Here is a 15,708-nt window from a genome sequence, read left to right on the forward strand (position 1 = left end):
GACCATGTAAGAGGTCACTTACATCTAGCGTAAGAGGGCTCTTACATATTCCGCGACCGGGACGGTGTGATCCACGACATGGGCGGCAAGTACCACCACGGCGACCTTCGCGCCGAACTCGTGCGGGTGTCGCTCGACCTGATCGCCGAGCAGGGCCTGGGCGCGTTCTCCGTCGCCGAGGTCGCCAGGCGCGCGAAGGTCAGCCCCGGCGCGCCTTATCGGCACTTCGCGGACAAGGAGAGCCTGCTGGCCGCGATCGCGGCCACCGTCGCCTGCCAGCTGGCCGACCGGGTGCACGACGCGATCGAGGCCGAGAGCGAGCCCGTCGCCGCACTCGCGGCCGCCGCCGGCGCGTATACGGGGTACCTGATCGAACGCCGGGCGGGGATGAACATCATCTACTCGGACGGCCTGCAGGGGCCGGAGCACGCCGCACTGCACGAACAGACCCGCCGCCTGACCGACCAGTTCGTCATGCTCTGCCTCACCGTCGCCGACCGGCCGCAGGACGGGCTCGAACTGATGGAGCAGCTGTTCACGCAGGCGCACGGCTACGGCACGTTCTACCTCGACGGGGTCTTCACGAAGCAGGGCTACTCCACCGAGGTGGTCGTCCGGAAGTCGGTGGAAGCCGCCCGCGCCGCCATCGAGGGCCGCACGAAAGCCTGACCCGGATCAGCGCTTCGCGCGCCCCCGCGGAAGCGCTTCCGGGCAGCCGCCGTCGCAGCGGATGTGCGCCCAGACGATCTTCCCGCCGCGCACCGGCTCACGCCGGACGCCCCACTGCACCGCGACCCCGTCGACGACGAGCAACCCGCGTCCGCGCGGGTCCTCGATCTGCGAACACCGCGCCCGGGGCTGCTCGATGCTGACGTCCGCGACCTCGATGCGGACGGCGCAGGGCGTGACACCTCGCCACAGCTGGATGTGGCGAGCACCACCACCGTGCACGTAGGCGTTGGCGACCAGTTCCGTCGCCGCCAGCAGGACGTCGTCACGATGGCCTTCGCCGAGATCCGGCAGGCATCTGACCACCCAGGCGCGCATGTCCGGCAACGCCCGTGGCGTCGTGGCTCGCAGGTCAAGCACCCAGGTTCCCGGCACCGGATGCTCCGCGATACTGATCATGGAGCCACCCTTCCCCGTCACACGACCTCCCTGCTGAAGTCGCACATTCGGGTTACCCAGAACGCCCGCCGGTCAACCCGTGTCGAATCCGACACGAGGACCGGCGGGCGTCCCTCGTCAGGCGGCGATGCTCCGGAACCCGCGCAGGCGCAGGCTGTTGAACACCACGAAGACCGAGCTGAAGGCCATCGCGGCACCGGCGATCATCGGGTTGAGCAGGCCCGCCGCCGCCAGCGGCAGCGCGCCCACGTTGTAGGCGAAGGCCCAGAACAGATTGCCCTTGATGGTGCGCAGCGTCCGCCGGGAAAGCCGGATCGCGTCCACCGCCGCCCGCAGGTCACCGCGGACCAGGGTCAGGTCCCCGGCCTCGATGGCGACGTCGGTGCCGGTGCCCATCGCCAGGCCGAGATCGGCCTGGGCCAGCGCGGCCGCGTCGTTGACGCCGTCCCCGACCATCGCCACGACCTTGCCCTCGACTTGGAGCCGTTTGACGACGTCGACCTTGTCCTTCGGCAGCACCTCGGCGATCACCGTGCCGATCCCGACCTCGGCGGCCACCGCGTTGGCGACGGCCTCGTTGTCGCCGGTGAGCAGCACGGGGGTCAGCCCCAGCCCCCGCAACCGGGCGATCGCCTCGGCGGACGACGGTTTCACGGTGTCCGCGACGACCAGGACCGCCCTGGCTTCGCCGTCCCAGCCGACCGCGACCGCCGTCCGGCCGAGCTTCTCCTCGGCGGCCTTGGCTTCCGCCAGCTCGGGCGTCAGGTGGTGACTCCACTGCTCCAGCAAGGCGTTCCGGCCGACCAGCACCGCCGAGCCGTCGACGATCCCTTGCACGCCAAGGCCTTCGATGCTGGTGAACTCCTCGACGGCCGGGAGTTCCCCGGTGCGTTCCCGTGCCGCGCGGGCGATGGCCTGCGCGATCGGGTGCTCCGACGCGTTCTCCAGCGCGCCGGCGAGCCGCAGTGTCGTCTCCTCGTCGACACCGTCGGCGACGTGGACCGCCACCAGCGACATCTGCCCCGTGGTCACGGTGCCGGTCTTGTCGAGGACGACGGTGTCGACCGCACGGGTCGATTCCAGCACTTCCGGGCCCTTGATCAGGATCCCGAGCTGAGCACCCCGGCCGGTGCCGACGAGCAGCGCGGTCGGCGTCGCCAGGCCAAGGGCGCACGGGCAGGCGATGATCAGCACGGCGACCGCCGCGGTGAACGCGGCCGCGACCGAACCGCCGGTGCCCAGCCAGAACATCAGCGTGCCGACGGCGAGCGCGATCACGATCGGCACGAAGACCGCCGACACCCGGTCCGCGAGTCGTTGTACCTGAGCCTTTCCGGTCTGGGCGGCCTCGACGAGCTTCGCCATCTGTGCCAGCTGTGTGTCGGCGCCGACCCGGGTGGCGCGGACGACGAGCCTGCCGCCCGCGTTGACCGTCGCGCCCGCCACCGTGTCGCCAGGGACGACCTCCACCGGAACGCTCTCACCGGTGAGCATGCTCGCGTCGACCGCCGACGCGCCTTCGGTGATCACGCCGTCGGTCGCGATCTTCTCCCCCGGCCGCACCACGAATTCCTCGCCCACCGCGAGTTCGCCGATCGGGACGCGCACTTCCTTGCCCGCACGGAGCACCGCGACGTCCTTCGCGCCGAGTTCGAGCAGCGCGCGCAGCGCCGCTCCAGCCCGCCGCTTGGACCGCGCCTCGAAATAGCGTCCGGCGAGGATGAACGTCGTGACACCGGCGGCGACTTCGAGATAGATGTTGCCGTCGCCCGCCATCCGCTGCACGGTGAGCTCGAAGGGGTGCGTCATCCCCGGCGTCCCGGCCGTGCCGAACAGCAAGGCGTACAACGACCACAGGAACGCGGCGAGCGTCCCCATCGAGATCAAAGTGTCCATTGTGGCCGCACCGTGCCGCAGATTCGCCCACGCCGCCTTGTGGAACGGCCACGCCGCCCACACCAGCACCGGCGCGGCCAGCGTCAGCGAGATCCACTGCCAGTAGGTGAACTGGAGCGCCGGCACCATCGCGAGCAGGATCACCGGCACCGACAGCACGGCGGATCCGATCAGCCGCTGCCGCAACGGCGCGATCGGGTCGTGCTCGTCCGCGACGGCTTCTTCCTTCTCCACCGCGGGCAACGTGGCCGAGTATCCGGCCGCCTCGACCTGTTCGATCAGCAGCCGCGGCTCGACGTCGGCCGGGTAGCTGACCTTCGCCTTCTCCGTGGCGTAGTTGACCGTCGCGGTGACACCGTCGAGTTTGTTCAGCTTCCGCTCGATGCGCATGGCGCACGAGGCGCAGGTCATCCCGGTGATCGCGAGTTCGACCTCGGCGTCGGCCACCCGGGCGGTTTCCGTGCTCATCGGTGGCTCCCTTCCCCTGTCGCAACGGTGAATTCGGCGGTGCGGACCTTGCCCTCGTGCTGGAAGTCCAGGAACAGCCGGTAGGTGCTCGCCGTCGGGACCTCGGCGAAGAAGGTGACCGTGGGACCTGCCGCGGTCCGGCCGTCACCGGGTTCGCCGTCCGGGTGGACGTGCAGGTACGCGAGGTCACCACCGCGCAGCGCGACCAGATGTCCGTAGGCCCCCAGGTACGGCTGGAGGTCGGTGACCTCGCGACCGTTCTTGGTGACGGTGAGCGTCACCTTCGACGACGTGCCCGGCGCGAGTTCGCCGTCGAGGTGGACCTGGTAACCGTCGACCTCCGCGACATGCGAAGGCCGGTAGCCGGCCGGCCGGAAGTCGCCGCCGGCGAAGAGGTCGGCCCCCAGGGTCGTCGCCTCGCCGCCGCTGGGCTTGAAGTCGGCGAAGACGCGGTAGACCCCCGCGTCGCCGACGGTCAGCGGAACGGTCCAGGTGCCGTCCGCGCCGAGTTCGGGGTGGACGTGCTGGAAGCCCGCGGTGTCGCGGCGGACGACGATGAGGTGCATCCGCTTTTCGTGTTCGACGTCGTAGGCGGTCACCGGCGCGCCGTCGGCGCCGAGAATCCGGAAGGTGAAGGGGGCCGTCGTGCCGGGAGTGAGCATCGTGCTGGTGGGCGTGAGGGTGTAGCCGCCCCTGGTCGACGCGAGCCCGGCGGGTTCGTGGTCCTGCTTGCCGTGCGCTGCTTCCGCGACGGTGCCGCCGTGGGTGTCCGAGTGTCCGGTGTCCTCACCACCGGGCACGCCGGCGGCGCCGGGATGCGGACCGACAGCGGTGCCGGTCGCCCAGCCGCCACCGGCGACCAGGGCGAGAACCACACCGTAGGCGGAGAGCTTCGCTGCTGTGTTCATCGTGCAAGTCCTTAGTGCGGGTGCCACCCGCGATCGTGGAGCCGCTCAGGCGGTCAGCTGGTATCCGGCTTCTTCGACGGCGGCGCGGATGTCCGCGGCCGCGGGTTCACGGGAACCGGTGACGGTCACCGCGCCGGTGGGCAGATCGACCCGGACGTCGGTGACGCCGTCGATCTTGGAGACCTCTTCGGTGACCGAGGTCGCGCAGTGGCCGCAGGTCATCCCGGTGACGGTGTAGGTGGTCTCGCTCATCGTGGCTCTCCTCGCTGTCCAGGCGGCCGTGTGCCGCTCATGGACTCAACGTACATACCCTAGGGGGGTACTGCAAGAGTCTGACGGTACCCCAGAGGGGTATCGGAGAGCGACGCTCGTCACATACCCCTGAGGGGTAGACGGGCGATCAGCCGCGCACCTGGGTCGCCATCCGCCACTCGCAGGGATCCGCCGTGCCGGACGGCGATGTCCCGCGCGAGCGTGAGGCCGAGCCCGGTCCCTCCCGCGTCCCGCGCGCGGGCGTCGTCCAGCCGCGCGAAGCGGTCGAAGACGCGCTCGCGGTCGGCGACAGGAATGCCGGGACCGTCGTCGATCACTTCGAGGACCGCCTCCCCCGCCTCACGCCGGAGCCGCACGGTGACCGACGAGCTCGCGTGCCGCACCGCGTTGTCGAGCAGGTTCCGCAGCAGGCGTTCCAGCTGGACGGGTTCACCGGACACCGGCACCGGACCGTCCACATCGGACACGACGGCGGGTCCGGGTTCGAGCGCGCGTTCGGCGACCTGCTCCCCCACGACGTCGGCGAGGTCGACGACGCCGTCCGGCGCGGGGACTTCGGCCGGGTCGACGGCCAGCTGGAGGAGATCCGCCGTGATGCGTTGCAGCCGCTGGACGTCGAGCAGCGACTGCCGGGCGACGGCGGGCCAATCCGCGCGATCGGCGTGGGTGAGCGCCACCTCCAGCCCGGTGCGGAGGTTCGCGAGCGGGCTGCGCAGTTCGTGACTGGCGTCGGCGACGAACCGTTCCTGCTGGTCATAGGCTTGCTGAAGCCTGTCGAGGGTCGCGTTCGTGGTGGTGGCGAGCCGCGCGACCTCGTCCCGGGACGGGGGCACCGGGACCCGGCGGTCGAGCCTGCTCCCACTGACCTCGGCCAGCTCGCGGCGGATCGCCTCCACCGGACGCAGTGCCCGCCCGGCGGCGAGCCAGGCGGCCAGCGCGGTGATCAGCACCGCGAGCGGGACGAAGAAGACCAGGGTGTCGTCGAAGGTGCCCAGCGTCTGAAGGGTGTCCCACGGCAGGACGAACAGATAGACGGTGAGCCGCTGCCCGCCGCTGTCGATCACCTTGCCCACCACGGTGTATTCGCGGTATTCGCGCCACTGTGGATGGTCACCGGGCCTCAGCGTGGCCTTGGTGGTGATCCCCCAGTCCGCGGTCGCCCCGGCGGGCGCGGGCGGCAACGGCGTCCACGCGGGATCCCAGCGGCGCAGGTTCTCACTGCTCGCCACCGGCCGCCCGGAGTCGTCGACCACTTCGAACAGGGCGTCACCGGCGGGCGGCACCGGCTGCCCGATCCGGTAGCTGTCGGCCAGCCGGGCCAGCTCGGCACGCGTCGCGTTGACAGCGCTGTTCGACAGTCGCGAGCTCAGCAGCTCGCGAGTGCCCAGCCAGCCGAGGGTGAACACGACCGCACAGAGCAGTGCCGCCGAGAGCGCGGTGCTCCGCCGCACCGACGAGGGCCACCAACCGGTCATCCGGTCACCAGCCGGTAGCCGGCGCCGCGTACGGTCGCGATGGTGTGCCGCCCGAACGGCGCGTCCAGTTTGCGGCGCAGCGCGCTCACATAGACCTCGACGATGTTCGGGTCGCCCCGGTAGGCCAGATCCCAGACCTGGTCGAGGATGTCGCGTTTCGTCACGAGCAGGCCGCCGTGCCGCAGCAGGCATTCGAGGACCGCGAACTCCTTGGTAGTCAGCGAAACCGGCGTCCCGGCGCGACGGCAGGTCCGCTTCGCCGGGTCCAGCACGAGATCGCCGAATTCCAGCACGCCCGCCGAGCCCGCGGCGCCGCGGCGGGTGAGGGCCCGCAGCCGGGCGGTGAGCACGACGTAGGAGAACGGCTTGCTCAGGTAGTCGTCGGCGCCGGTGTCGAGCGCCTCGGCTTCGTCGTACTCGCCGTTCTTCGCCGTCAGCATGAGGATCGGCGTGGTCACCCCGCGTTCCCGCAGCGCCGCGCAGACGCGGTAGCCGTTGAGTTTCGGGAGCATGATGTCCAGCACGATCACCTGATACGGGTACAGCTGCGCGAGTTCGAGCCCTTCGAGACCGTCGTGGGCCAGGTCGACCGCGTAGCCGTCGGCCTCGAGTCCCCATTGGAGGGTCTCGGCCAACCGCATTTCGTCTTCCACCACGAGCACGCGCATACCCTGATCTTCGCAGATCGCCGCGGGTCTTCCTGAAGCGTTCTTCAGGTTGTTTCAGGATCCGTTCAGGTGCTTCCCGCCATGCTCGTGGCATGAACACCATGGACGGTCCCGCCGCGGGCGCGATCGATGTCTCGAAGGTCTACGGCCGGGGCGACACGGCGGTCCGGGCGCTGGATCACGTGTCGCTGGACTTCCCGCGCGGCCGGTTCACCGCGATCATGGGTCCGTCGGGTTCGGGGAAATCGACCCTCATGCACTGTCTCGCCGGACTGGACACCGTCGACAGTGGACGAGTCCACATCGGACGGACCGAGCTCACCGGTCTGTCCGACGCCGAGCTGACCAGGATTCGCCGCGACCGGGTCGGCTTCGTCTTCCAGTCGTTCAACCTCCTGCCGACGATGAACGCCGAGGAGAACATCCTGCTCGGGCTCCGCCTCGCGGGTCGCCGCCCGGATCCGGCGTGGTTCGAAACCGTCGTCGGCACCCTGGGCCTCCGGCAGCGCCTTAAGCACAAGCCGGGCGAGCTCTCCGGTGGCCAGCAGCAGCGGGTTGCGTGTGCCCGCGCACTCGTCGGCAGGCCCGACGTCGTATTCGCCGACGAGCCCACCGGCAGCCTCGATTCGCGCTCCGGTGCCGAGGTGCTCGACTTCCTGCGCACGTCGGTCCGCGAACTCGGCCAGACGGTGGTGATGGTGACCCACGACCCGGTCGCGGCTTCGTACACCGATCACGGGGTGTTGCTGGCCGACGGCCGGATCGCGGCGCGGATCCCCCGGCCGACCGCCGACGCCGTGCTCGGCGCGCTCACCGGGCTGGGGGCGTGATGCTGCGCACCGTGCTCGCCGGGCTCAAGGCCCGGCCGCTGCGGCTGCTGCTGTCGGCCGTCGCCGTCACCCTCGGCGTGACCTTCGTGGCCGGTTCCTTCGTGCTCAGCGACGCCGTCGGCGCGGGACTGCGGGAAGCGGTCGCCTACGAGACGCGAGGGGTGGACGCGTCGATCGAGGCCAAACGAGGCGCCGACCTCGACGACACGACGCTGGAGAAGATCCGTCGGGTTCCGGGTGTCGCCGCCGCGGAGGGCCGGGCCACCGTCAGCGCGCCGATGCTCGGCCCCGACGGACGTCCGCGAGACGCCGCCGCGACCGCGTCGAGCACCGACGAGAAGCTGCGCCCGTACGACCTCGCGGAGGGCCGTTTCCCCACTGCCGCAGGGGAAATCGCACTGGAGCGAGACAGCGCCGAAGGCTTCGTGCTGGGCAAGCCCGTGACCGTGCTGGACGAAACCGGTGGCCGTCACACGCTGACGCTGGTCGGGACGTTCCACCGCCCCGCCGGTCTCGGTGGGACGAATCTGCTCGTATCGCGGGAAACGCTGCGGGAACTGAACCCGGCGGCGACGTTCGGCCGGATCGTCGTGCGGGCCACGCCCGGCGTCGGCCAGGCACAGCTCGTGACGGAGCTCAAGAAGACACCGGGAGTCTCGGTCGTCACGGGGAAAGAGGCCGCGGCGCGGCTGCTGCGGGAGACCGCGCCGGACGCGGCCGGTCTGGCGAAGTTCTTCACCGCTTTCGCCGTCCTCGCCATGGTGGTGGCCGCGATGGTGATCACCAACTCCTTCACCATCCTCGTGGCCCAGCGATCGCGCGAGCTCGCCTTGCTGCGCTGTGTCGGCGCCGGCAAACGACAGATCTTCGGCAGTGTGCTCGCCGAGGCGGCGGTGGTGGGCGCCGTCGCGTCCGCGGCCGGGCTGTTCGGCGGGCTGGGTGTCGCCGCCGCGCTGCAGGCCGTCACGGGTCAGGAGACCGTGTACCTCCCCTTGACCACCCGGACGGTGGTCGCCGCCCTGGCCATCGGGATCTTGGTGACCGCGCTCGCGGCGGCCCTCCCGGCGTGGTCCGCGACCAGGGTCGCGCCGATCGAAGCACTCCGGACGCCCACCGAAGCCAAGCGCGCCGGACGGCTTCGCACCGTCGTCGCGCTGATCCTGCTCGCCGCGGGTATCGGTTCCGGCGCACTGGCACTTCAGTCCACCGTGGACGACGGCGCCGCTCTCGCCATGGCGGCGATGGTCGCGCTGCTCGGCGCGACACTGGCCGCCGGACCGCTGGTGGCGGGCCCCGTCGTCCGGGCGCTCGGCGCGCTCGTGCCAGGACAGCCCGCCGATCTGGCCGCGCTCAACGCCGGCCGCAACCCCAAACGCACCGCCGCCAGCGCGGCCGCGCTCACCATCGGGCTCGCCGTCGTCGCGCTGGCGAGCACCGTGGCCGCGGGCGTCGAAGCGGGCCGGAGCCGGGGACTGGACGAACAGCTCGCCGCCGATTTCACCGTCTCTTCGGTGATCACGACACGACCACTCCCCGCCACCCTCGCGGACACCCTCGCGGCCGTGCCCGGCGTGACCGCCACCTCGGTCCGCCGCTCGTTCTCGGGCGACCTCGGCGAGTACGGCAAGTATCAGTTGACCGCCGTCAGCGGCGACCTGCTGCGCCCGGCGGTGCTCTCCGGTCGTCTCGGCAGGCTCGGTCCCGGTGAGATCGCCATCAGCAAGGAACTCGCGGACCAGACCGGCCTTACCGTCGGCCGCGCCGTGCGCTCCCTGCGCGTGGTCGCGATCTACGACAACGTGGACGCGCCAGGGGTCGATCTGGGGTTCGCGCTGGTCGATCTCGCGGAGCAGCGGTCGATCGCCCTGAACGACGAAAGCTACGACGGGAGCGTGCTCGTCAAGACCACCGATCCCGATCAGGCCCGGCCCGCTCTGGAACAGGCGCTGTCCGGCACGCCGCTCGCGAAACTGAGCGGTTTCGACGAAATCAAGGAAGAAGCCGCCGCGCCGCTGCGGGACACGCTGAACCTCCTGTGGGCGCTGACCGCGCTGGCGGTGCTGATCGCTTTCGCCGGTATCGCGAACACGCTTTCGCTGTCGGTGCTGGAGCGGACGCGGGAATCGGCGCTGCTGCGCGCGCTCGGTCTCACCCGCGGCGGGCTCGGTGCCGCGCTGACGACGGAGTCGGTGTTCGTCGCGCTCCTCGGTACCGCCTGCGGGCTGCTGGTGGGGATCGCGTCCGCCTGGCTGATCACAGAGGTGGCCTCGGGCGGCGGTGAGCCGATCGTGTTCGCGCCGCCTTGGGGGCGGTTGGGAGTCCTGGTGGCGGCCGCCCTCGTCGCGGCTCCGCTGGCGGCCTGGTTCCCTGCCCGGCGATCTAGGCGGGTTTCGGTCACCGCAGGTTTGGCGGCCGACTGAGAGGAGCGTCTGGGTCGGGGTGGTCGTGAGTGGCAAGTGGGGTTAGAACGACACTTACCACTCACGACCCGCTCAAGCCAGGCGCAGTTCCCGTCCCGGCAGCGACCGCCGCCGATCGGTCACCAGGATCATCGCCAGTGTCCCGATTCCCAGCCACACCACCAACTGCACGATCCCGGCCGTGAGCCCGTCGGTCCCCGTCAGCAGCGACCGCAAAGCGACCAGGGCGCCGTTCGTCGGCAGGATCCCCAGCACGGTCCCGAAGAACCCCGGCACCGTCGAGACCAGCGAAGCGCCGACAGTCAGGACGAGGATCGCGAGGGCGGCGAAGCGGCCGGGACGTTTGAAGATCGCCACCAGCGCTTGGTTGACCACGGTGAACGTCCCGGCCGCGAGCACGAGCACCACCAGCAAGGTCATCGCCTTGCCGAAACTCAGCCCGAGGAACGCCCAGAACACGCCGGTCAGGATCAGCGCGGTCAGCACCGCGAGCGTCGCGCCCGGGACTGCCGCGGCGAGGATGATCCGCCAGCTCGGTTCGCGGGTGGTGAGCACGCTCGGCGGCACCGCCTGGATCACCTGGTACGTCGCCAGCGCGCACACCCACAGTGCCAGCACGAGGATCAGCGCCACCGCGCCTTCGCCGAACGTGCCCGAACCCGCCGGGTCGGCGATCGCGGGGGTGGCGGCGACCTGCTTGAGGTGCTCGCGTTCGGCCTGGGTGTAGTCGGGCACCTTGCCCCGGCCGTCGTTCAAGCCCTTGGCCAGCTCCGAGGCGCCCGATTCGGCGCGCCGGCTGCCGTCGGCCGCGGCGCGGGCGCCGGTGGCGAGCTCGCCCGCGCCGGTGGACAGGGTGGTCGCGCCGCCCGCGAGCTGACCGGAGCCGTCGGCGAGCTGACGCGCGCCGGAATCGGCTTGTTCGACACCGGCGTCGAGTTTCCGCGCGCCCGCGGCGGCCGACCCGATGCCACCCGCCAGTTCCTTCGACTTGTCCGCGAGCTGTTTGTTCCCGTCGGCGACCTTTTGCGAGCCTGCCGAAAGGTCTTGCACCGCCTTCTTGGTCTGCACGACGGCGTCGCGGATTTCGGCGCGCTTGCCGTCGAGGACCGCGGCGTCGGCCGTGAGCTTCTCGGAAGCGGCTTTCAGATCGGCGCAGAACTGGGTGTCACCGGTGCATTTCCGCGCGAGTTCGGCGAACTTGCGCGCCGAATCGCCTGCCGTGGGCAGCGCGTCGATGATCCGGACGACCTTGTCCGCCAGCGGCGAGATCTTGTCGGCCAGCTGCTTGTTGCCGTTCGCGACCTGCTGCGCCCCGTCGGCCAGTTCCCGGGTCAGCCGGGGCAGCTGGGCGGTGTCCTTCTCGGCTTGGGTCAGCCCTGACGACAACTGGCCGGATCCGGTCGCGAGCTGCCCTGTCCCGCTCGCGAGCCTGCGAGCGCCTTCCGCCAGCTGTCCGGCCGCGCCGCTGAGTTTTCCCGCCCCACCGGCGAGTTCCCCGGCACCGGAGGCGAGTTTCCCGGTCCCGTCGGACAGTCCCCGCAGCCCGACGACGAGCTGATCGCCGCCGTCGGCCGCGGTCGCCAGCTGCTGGTGGATCGAGGAGAAACCGACGTACAGATTGTCCACATAGGTCTCGACGATCTGCCGGTTGAGCGCGGTGAGCGTCGCGTTCGCGACTTCACGGCTCGCCACCGGGTCGACGAGACCGGTGCGCTGCGACGTCTCGACGCGCATGATCGCCTGCTTCGCGTCGAGCGGCTTCCCCGACGTCGACGTGGCCTGGGCGGAGAAGTTCGGCGGGATGGTCACGACCGCCGAGTACGTCCCGTCGGACATGCCCTCCTTCGCGTCCTCGGCGTCGGTGAGCACCCAGGTGTACGCGGAACCCTCGCCGTGCACGAGGTTTCCGGCCAGTTCACGGCCGAGCGGGATCAGCTGCCCGTTCACCGTGACCGGCTCGTCGGTGTTGACCACTGCGGCCTTGGCCGCGCCGTGGTTGTCCTCGGGCGAGAAGAACGCCCAGGCCAGCCCGAGCGCGACGATCACCGGGACGAGCACGATCCCGAGCCAGGTCTTCCAGGTCAGCGGGCCGAAAGCGGTAGCCCGGACGGAACCGGTGAAGAAGCGGGACATCAGCGGACCTCGGCGGGGACGGGAGCGGGCGCCATGGCGAGGCCCGCGACGGCGGTGGTGGGCAGCAGATCCCGAACGATGGCGAGACTCTGGCAGGACACGGCGAACGTCGCGGCCCGGCTCGCGAACGCCTCTCTCAACCCGGCGCGCTGAGCGGTGGTGACGACGGTGTCCAGGTCGTCGAGGAAGACGAGCCCGACGCCTTCGTCGAGCGCGCGGCGGACTTCGCCGGCGGGATCGTCGGTTTCCTTGCAGGCGACGAAGGCGACGTTCCGGCGGACGGCGTGCGCGTGCTGCGGCAGCACCCGGCCGAGGATCTTCAGATCGCCGCGGACCTGCGGGACACGACCGGCGAGCGCGTACAGCAGGGCGCTCTTGCCCGCCGGACCCGAACCGTGCACGGCCAGGATCTCCCCCGGCCCGATGTGCAGTTCGAGGTCGCGGAAGACGGTGCGGCCGCGATCGTCGTCGACGCGGAGGCCGGCGGCGCTGATCACTTCGAGCGAGCCGGGCGCCGGCCAGTCCGCGAGCCGGAGTTCGTGGACGAGTCCGTCGCCCTCGGCGTCGAACACCGGGAGTTTGCGGTCCAGCCACGGCGGCAGGCCCCAGGCGCGCGGGCCCAGCAACGCGAGGATCGCCGGGACGAGCGTCATCCGCACGAGGAAGGCGTCCACGAACACGCCGACGGCGAGACTGAACGCGATCGGTTTGATCGTGGCGCTGCCGTCGGGGACGAACGCGGCGAACACGCCCAGCATGATCACCGCCGCGGCGGTCACGACTCTCGACGCGGACACGAAACCCGTCTCGATCGCCTTGTGCGCGTCGCCATGATGGACGTAGTCCTCCCGGATCCGGGACACGAGAAAGACCTCGTAGTCCATGGCGAGTCCGAAAAGGACGCCCATCAGGATGATCGGCAGGAAGCTGATCACGCTGCCGGTGCGGGTCACGCCCAGCGCGTCGGCCAGATGTCCCTGTCCGAACACGAACGACGTGGCCCCGAACGCGGCACCGATCGAGAGCAAGTAGCCGAAGGTGGCCTTGAGCGGGACGAGTATCGAACGGAACACCATCGCCAGCAGCACCAAGGAAAGCCCGACGACCAGGATGCCGAACGGCAGCAGCGCGTCGCCGAGCTGCGCGGACACGTCGATGCCGACGGCGGTGAACCCGGTGACCGCGGTCTGCACGCCGTAGCGGTCCTTGAACTGCCCTTCCATCGAGCGCAGCCGCTCGACGAGGTCGTCGGTCGCCTCGTCGTAGGCGCCGGTCGTGGGCACGACCTGGATGATCGCGGTGTCACCCTTGGGGTTCGGCGTGGCGAGCGGGACGACGGCGACGCCGGGGACCTTCCGGATGTCGTCGGCGATGCCGTTGGTGATCCCGACCGGGTCGGTGGTCGACAGGATGTCCGCGGTGACGACCAGCGGGCCGTTGAAACCGGGTCCGAAATGCTCGGCGACGACGTCGTAGGCGACGCGGGCCGGGGTGCCGTCCTCGTCGGTCCCGTTGTCCGGCAAGGCGAGCCGGAGATCCAGCGCGGGCACGGACGCCACCGCGAGCACGCCGACGATCAGCGCGATCGTCACCCACGGCGATTTCGTGGCGAGCCGGACCCAGCGCAGGCTGAACCGCGCCTTCTTCTCACGCTTCACCTTGCGCGGTTTCCTGGGCCGCAGCCGCTCGCCGGCGAACCCCAGCAGCGCCGGGATGAGCGTGATGGCCACGATCACCGCGACAGCCACCCCGCCCGCCGCCGCGACACCCATCACGGTCAGGAACGGGATCCCGGCGACGAACAGGCCCAGCAGGGCGATCACCACGGTGAGCCCGGCGAAGATGACGGCGGATCCCGCGGTCGCGGTCGCCCTGGCGATGGACTCCTCGACTTCGAGGCCTTCGGCGAGCTGGTCGCGGTGGCGGGAAAGCAGGAAGAGCGCGTAGTCGATGCCGACGGCGAGGCCGAGCATGACCGCGAGCATCGGCGCCGTGGAGGACACCGTCGCCACCGACGTCGCCGCGTAGACCAGTGCCACCGAGACGCCGACGCCGAGGATCGCCGTCAGCAAAGGCATTCCCGCCGCGATGAACGAACCGAACACCATCAGCAGCACCACGAGGGCGATGACGAGGCCGATGCCCTCGGTGGGGCTGAGCTTGGGCACCTTGTCCGAGAACGCGTCGCCGCCGGTGAGCACCTCGGTGCCGTGGCCGATCCGGTTCTCCAGGTCCTGCGCGATCCCGGCGAGCGCGGTCCTGGTCGACGGCTGGATGTCGGCCAGCCCGACGTCGAGCTGCACGGTGACCAGCGCGGCGCGGCCGTCCTTGGACACGGCGTCGTGCACGGCCGCGTCGAAAGGGTTCACCACCGTCGAGACCTGCGGTGCCCCGGTCAGCTCCGGCACCACCGCGGTGACCGCGTCTCGCACGAGGGCGGAATCGGCCCGCTGTCCTTCGGGGACGAGCACGACCAGCTGCGCCGACGTCCCGCTCACCTGCGGGAAGACCCGGCCGAGATGGTCGAGCGCCTCCTGGGACTCCGAACCGGGGATCGCGAACGTGTCGTCGGTGCCCTGGCCGAACAGCAGCGCCGCCCCGCCCGCGACGCACAGCATCACCAGCCACAACGCGGTGACCAGGACACGTCCGCGGGCGGCCAGCCTGCCGAGGCGGTAGAGGAATGACGACACGATCGGCTCCCGGCACTCGTTGGATACATGGCGTATCGTAATGCACTCTGTATCCGATTCACGATGTATCCTGTCCCACAGCCGGGTGAACCGGGGGCGTACGAAAGAATGGCGAGATGACCGAGGAGCGGGGCGCCACCATGACCAGGCGCCGGGCGGACACCCGCCGACGGCTGATCGACGCGGCGTACGAGGCCTTCTCCGAACACGGCATCCGGGACACCCCGGTCGAGCTGATCTGCGAGCGCGCCGGCTTCACCCGCGGCGCCTTCTACTCGAACTTCAGCTCGAAGGAAGACCTCTTCCTCGCCCTGTTCCAGGAAGAGACCGAGGTCCGGCTCCGGCGCTTCCACGACGCCACGGAGAGCGTGCTCGGCGAGGTGGTCGTCCGCGCGGACGAAGACCTCTCCCCCACCCTCGGGCGGATCGCCGACCTGTTCATGGTCGCGCTCAGCGCCGACAAGGACTGGTATCTGCTGTGCGCGGAATTCCGCACCCAGGGCCTGCGGCAGCCGGAGATCCGCGACCGGATCGCCGACGCGTTCCGGTACTTCCACGCCGAGCTCGGCAAAGTCCTCGTCGGCGCGCTCGACCGGATGGGCCGGGAACTGACGATCTCGCCGGACGACGCGGTCCTCGTGCTGATCGCCCTGTACGAGCAGGGATTGCAGAACTACCTGCTGGACGGCAGCGAACTCCCCGCCGACGGCCGGTTCGTCAGCGAGCTGATCCCGAAGGTGATGGCCTCCCTCGTCGTCCCCGCGCGAAGCTGAGGCGTCGCGAGCGTTTCATCGGGATTTCATGGCTCCGACCTAC

Annotated in this window: 12 protein-coding genes; 4 read left to right on the top strand and 8 right to left on the bottom strand. The window is 70.4% G+C overall.

Annotation, left to right across the window (positions count from 1 at the left end; all coding sequences use genetic code 11):
- The first annotated feature begins 66 nt into the window (after positions 1–66).
- A complete protein-coding gene (locus IE302_RS35445) occupies positions 67–669 on the top strand; it encodes a TetR/AcrR family transcriptional regulator (protein ID WP_191258812.1) in 603 nt (200 codons plus the stop codon).
- A gap of 6 nt (positions 670–675) precedes the next feature.
- Here IE302_RS35445 and IE302_RS35450 read toward each other — a convergent pair whose 3' ends face one another.
- From IE302_RS35450 to IE302_RS35475, 6 genes are all read right to left on the bottom strand, one after another.
- Positions 676–1,128: an ATP-binding protein gene (locus IE302_RS35450; RefSeq protein WP_191258813.1), complete on the bottom strand. Its 453-nt coding sequence runs from the start codon at positions 1,126–1,128 to the stop codon at positions 676–678.
- 117 nt (positions 1,129–1,245) lie between these two features.
- On the bottom strand, positions 1,246–3,492 hold the full coding sequence (locus IE302_RS35455; protein ID WP_191258814.1) for a heavy metal translocating P-type ATPase: 2,247 nt from the start codon (positions 3,490–3,492) through the stop codon (positions 1,246–1,248).
- Positions 3,489–4,400 (bottom strand): DUF8832 domain-containing protein, encoded by a 912-nt coding sequence (locus IE302_RS35460; RefSeq protein ID WP_191258815.1) that lies wholly within the window; start codon positions 4,398–4,400, stop codon positions 3,489–3,491. Before IE302_RS35460 ends, IE302_RS35455 begins: the two co-directional genes overlap by 4 nt.
- A 45-nt stretch (positions 4,401–4,445) precedes the next feature.
- Positions 4,446–4,652 (bottom strand): heavy-metal-associated domain-containing protein, encoded by a 207-nt coding sequence (locus tag IE302_RS35465; protein ID WP_191258816.1) that lies wholly within the window; start codon positions 4,650–4,652, stop codon positions 4,446–4,448.
- Positions 4,653–4,771: 119 nt separating this feature from the next.
- Complete coding sequence (locus IE302_RS35470; protein WP_191258817.1) at positions 4,772–6,148, bottom strand: ATP-binding protein; 1,377 nt, start codon at positions 6,146–6,148, stop codon at positions 4,772–4,774.
- Positions 6,145–6,816, bottom strand: coding sequence for a response regulator transcription factor (locus tag IE302_RS35475; protein ID WP_191258818.1), 672 nt, complete (start codon positions 6,814–6,816; stop codon positions 6,145–6,147). Before IE302_RS35475 ends, IE302_RS35470 begins: the two co-directional genes overlap by 4 nt.
- 101 nt (positions 6,817–6,917) lie before the next feature.
- On the opposite strand from IE302_RS35475, the gene IE302_RS35480 reads away from it, so the two are divergent.
- The gene (locus IE302_RS35480) at positions 6,918–7,646 is read left to right on the top strand and encodes an ABC transporter ATP-binding protein (RefSeq protein ID WP_191258925.1); all 729 of its coding nucleotides are present in this window, start codon (positions 6,918–6,920) and stop codon (positions 7,644–7,646) included.
- Entirely contained in the window at positions 7,646–10,066 is a 2,421-nt protein-coding gene (locus IE302_RS35485; protein ID WP_191258926.1) for an ABC transporter permease, read from the top strand. Before IE302_RS35480 ends, IE302_RS35485 begins: the two co-directional genes overlap by 1 nt.
- 72 nt (positions 10,067–10,138) lie before the next feature.
- Here IE302_RS35485 and IE302_RS35490 read toward each other — a convergent pair whose 3' ends face one another.
- Entirely contained in the window at positions 10,139–12,199 is a 2,061-nt protein-coding gene (locus IE302_RS35490; RefSeq protein ID WP_191258819.1) for a YhgE/Pip domain-containing protein, read from the bottom strand.
- Complete coding sequence (locus IE302_RS35495; protein ID WP_191258820.1) at positions 12,199–14,892, bottom strand: MMPL family transporter; 2,694 nt, start codon at positions 14,890–14,892, stop codon at positions 12,199–12,201. Before IE302_RS35495 ends, IE302_RS35490 begins: the two co-directional genes overlap by 1 nt.
- A 116-nt stretch (positions 14,893–15,008) precedes the next feature.
- Here IE302_RS35495 and IE302_RS35500 point away from each other — a divergent pair, with 116 nt between their 5' ends.
- Entirely contained in the window at positions 15,009–15,665 is a 657-nt protein-coding gene (locus IE302_RS35500; protein ID WP_191258821.1) for a TetR/AcrR family transcriptional regulator, read from the top strand.
- The last annotated feature ends 43 nt before the right edge of the window (positions 15,666–15,708 follow it).

Source organism: Amycolatopsis oliviviridis, assembly GCF_014654365.1.
Taxonomy (GTDB): Bacteria; Actinomycetota; Actinomycetes; order Mycobacteriales; family Pseudonocardiaceae; genus Amycolatopsis; species Amycolatopsis oliviviridis.

Excerpts from the sequence above, each read along its gene's own strand:
- IE302_RS35500 (WP_191258821.1), top strand. The coding sequence starts at position 15,009 with ATGACCGAGGAGCGGGGCGCCACCATGACCAGGCGCCGGGCGGACACC.
- IE302_RS35475 (WP_191258818.1), bottom strand. The coding sequence starts at position 6,816 with ATGCGCGTGCTCGTGGTGGAAGACGAAATGCGGTTGGCCGAGACCCTC.
- IE302_RS35460 (WP_191258815.1), bottom strand. The coding sequence starts at position 4,400 with ATGAACACAGCAGCGAAGCTCTCCGCCTACGGTGTGGTTCTCGCCCTG.
- IE302_RS35485 (WP_191258926.1), top strand. The coding sequence starts at position 7,646 with ATGCTGCGCACCGTGCTCGCCGGGCTCAAGGCCCGGCCGCTGCGGCTG.
- IE302_RS35470 (WP_191258817.1), bottom strand. The coding sequence starts at position 6,148 with ATGACCGGTTGGTGGCCCTCGTCGGTGCGGCGGAGCACCGCGCTCTCG.
- IE302_RS35480 (WP_191258925.1), top strand. The coding sequence starts at position 6,918 with ATGGACGGTCCCGCCGCGGGCGCGATCGATGTCTCGAAGGTCTACGGC.
- IE302_RS35455 (WP_191258814.1), bottom strand. The coding sequence starts at position 3,492 with ATGAGCACGGAAACCGCCCGGGTGGCCGACGCCGAGGTCGAACTCGCG.
- IE302_RS35465 (WP_191258816.1), bottom strand. The coding sequence starts at position 4,652 with ATGAGCGAGACCACCTACACCGTCACCGGGATGACCTGCGGCCACTGC.
- IE302_RS35490 (WP_191258819.1), bottom strand. The coding sequence starts at position 12,199 with ATGTCCCGCTTCTTCACCGGTTCCGTCCGGGCTACCGCTTTCGGCCCG.
- IE302_RS35450 (WP_191258813.1), bottom strand. The coding sequence starts at position 1,128 with ATGATCAGTATCGCGGAGCATCCGGTGCCGGGAACCTGGGTGCTTGAC.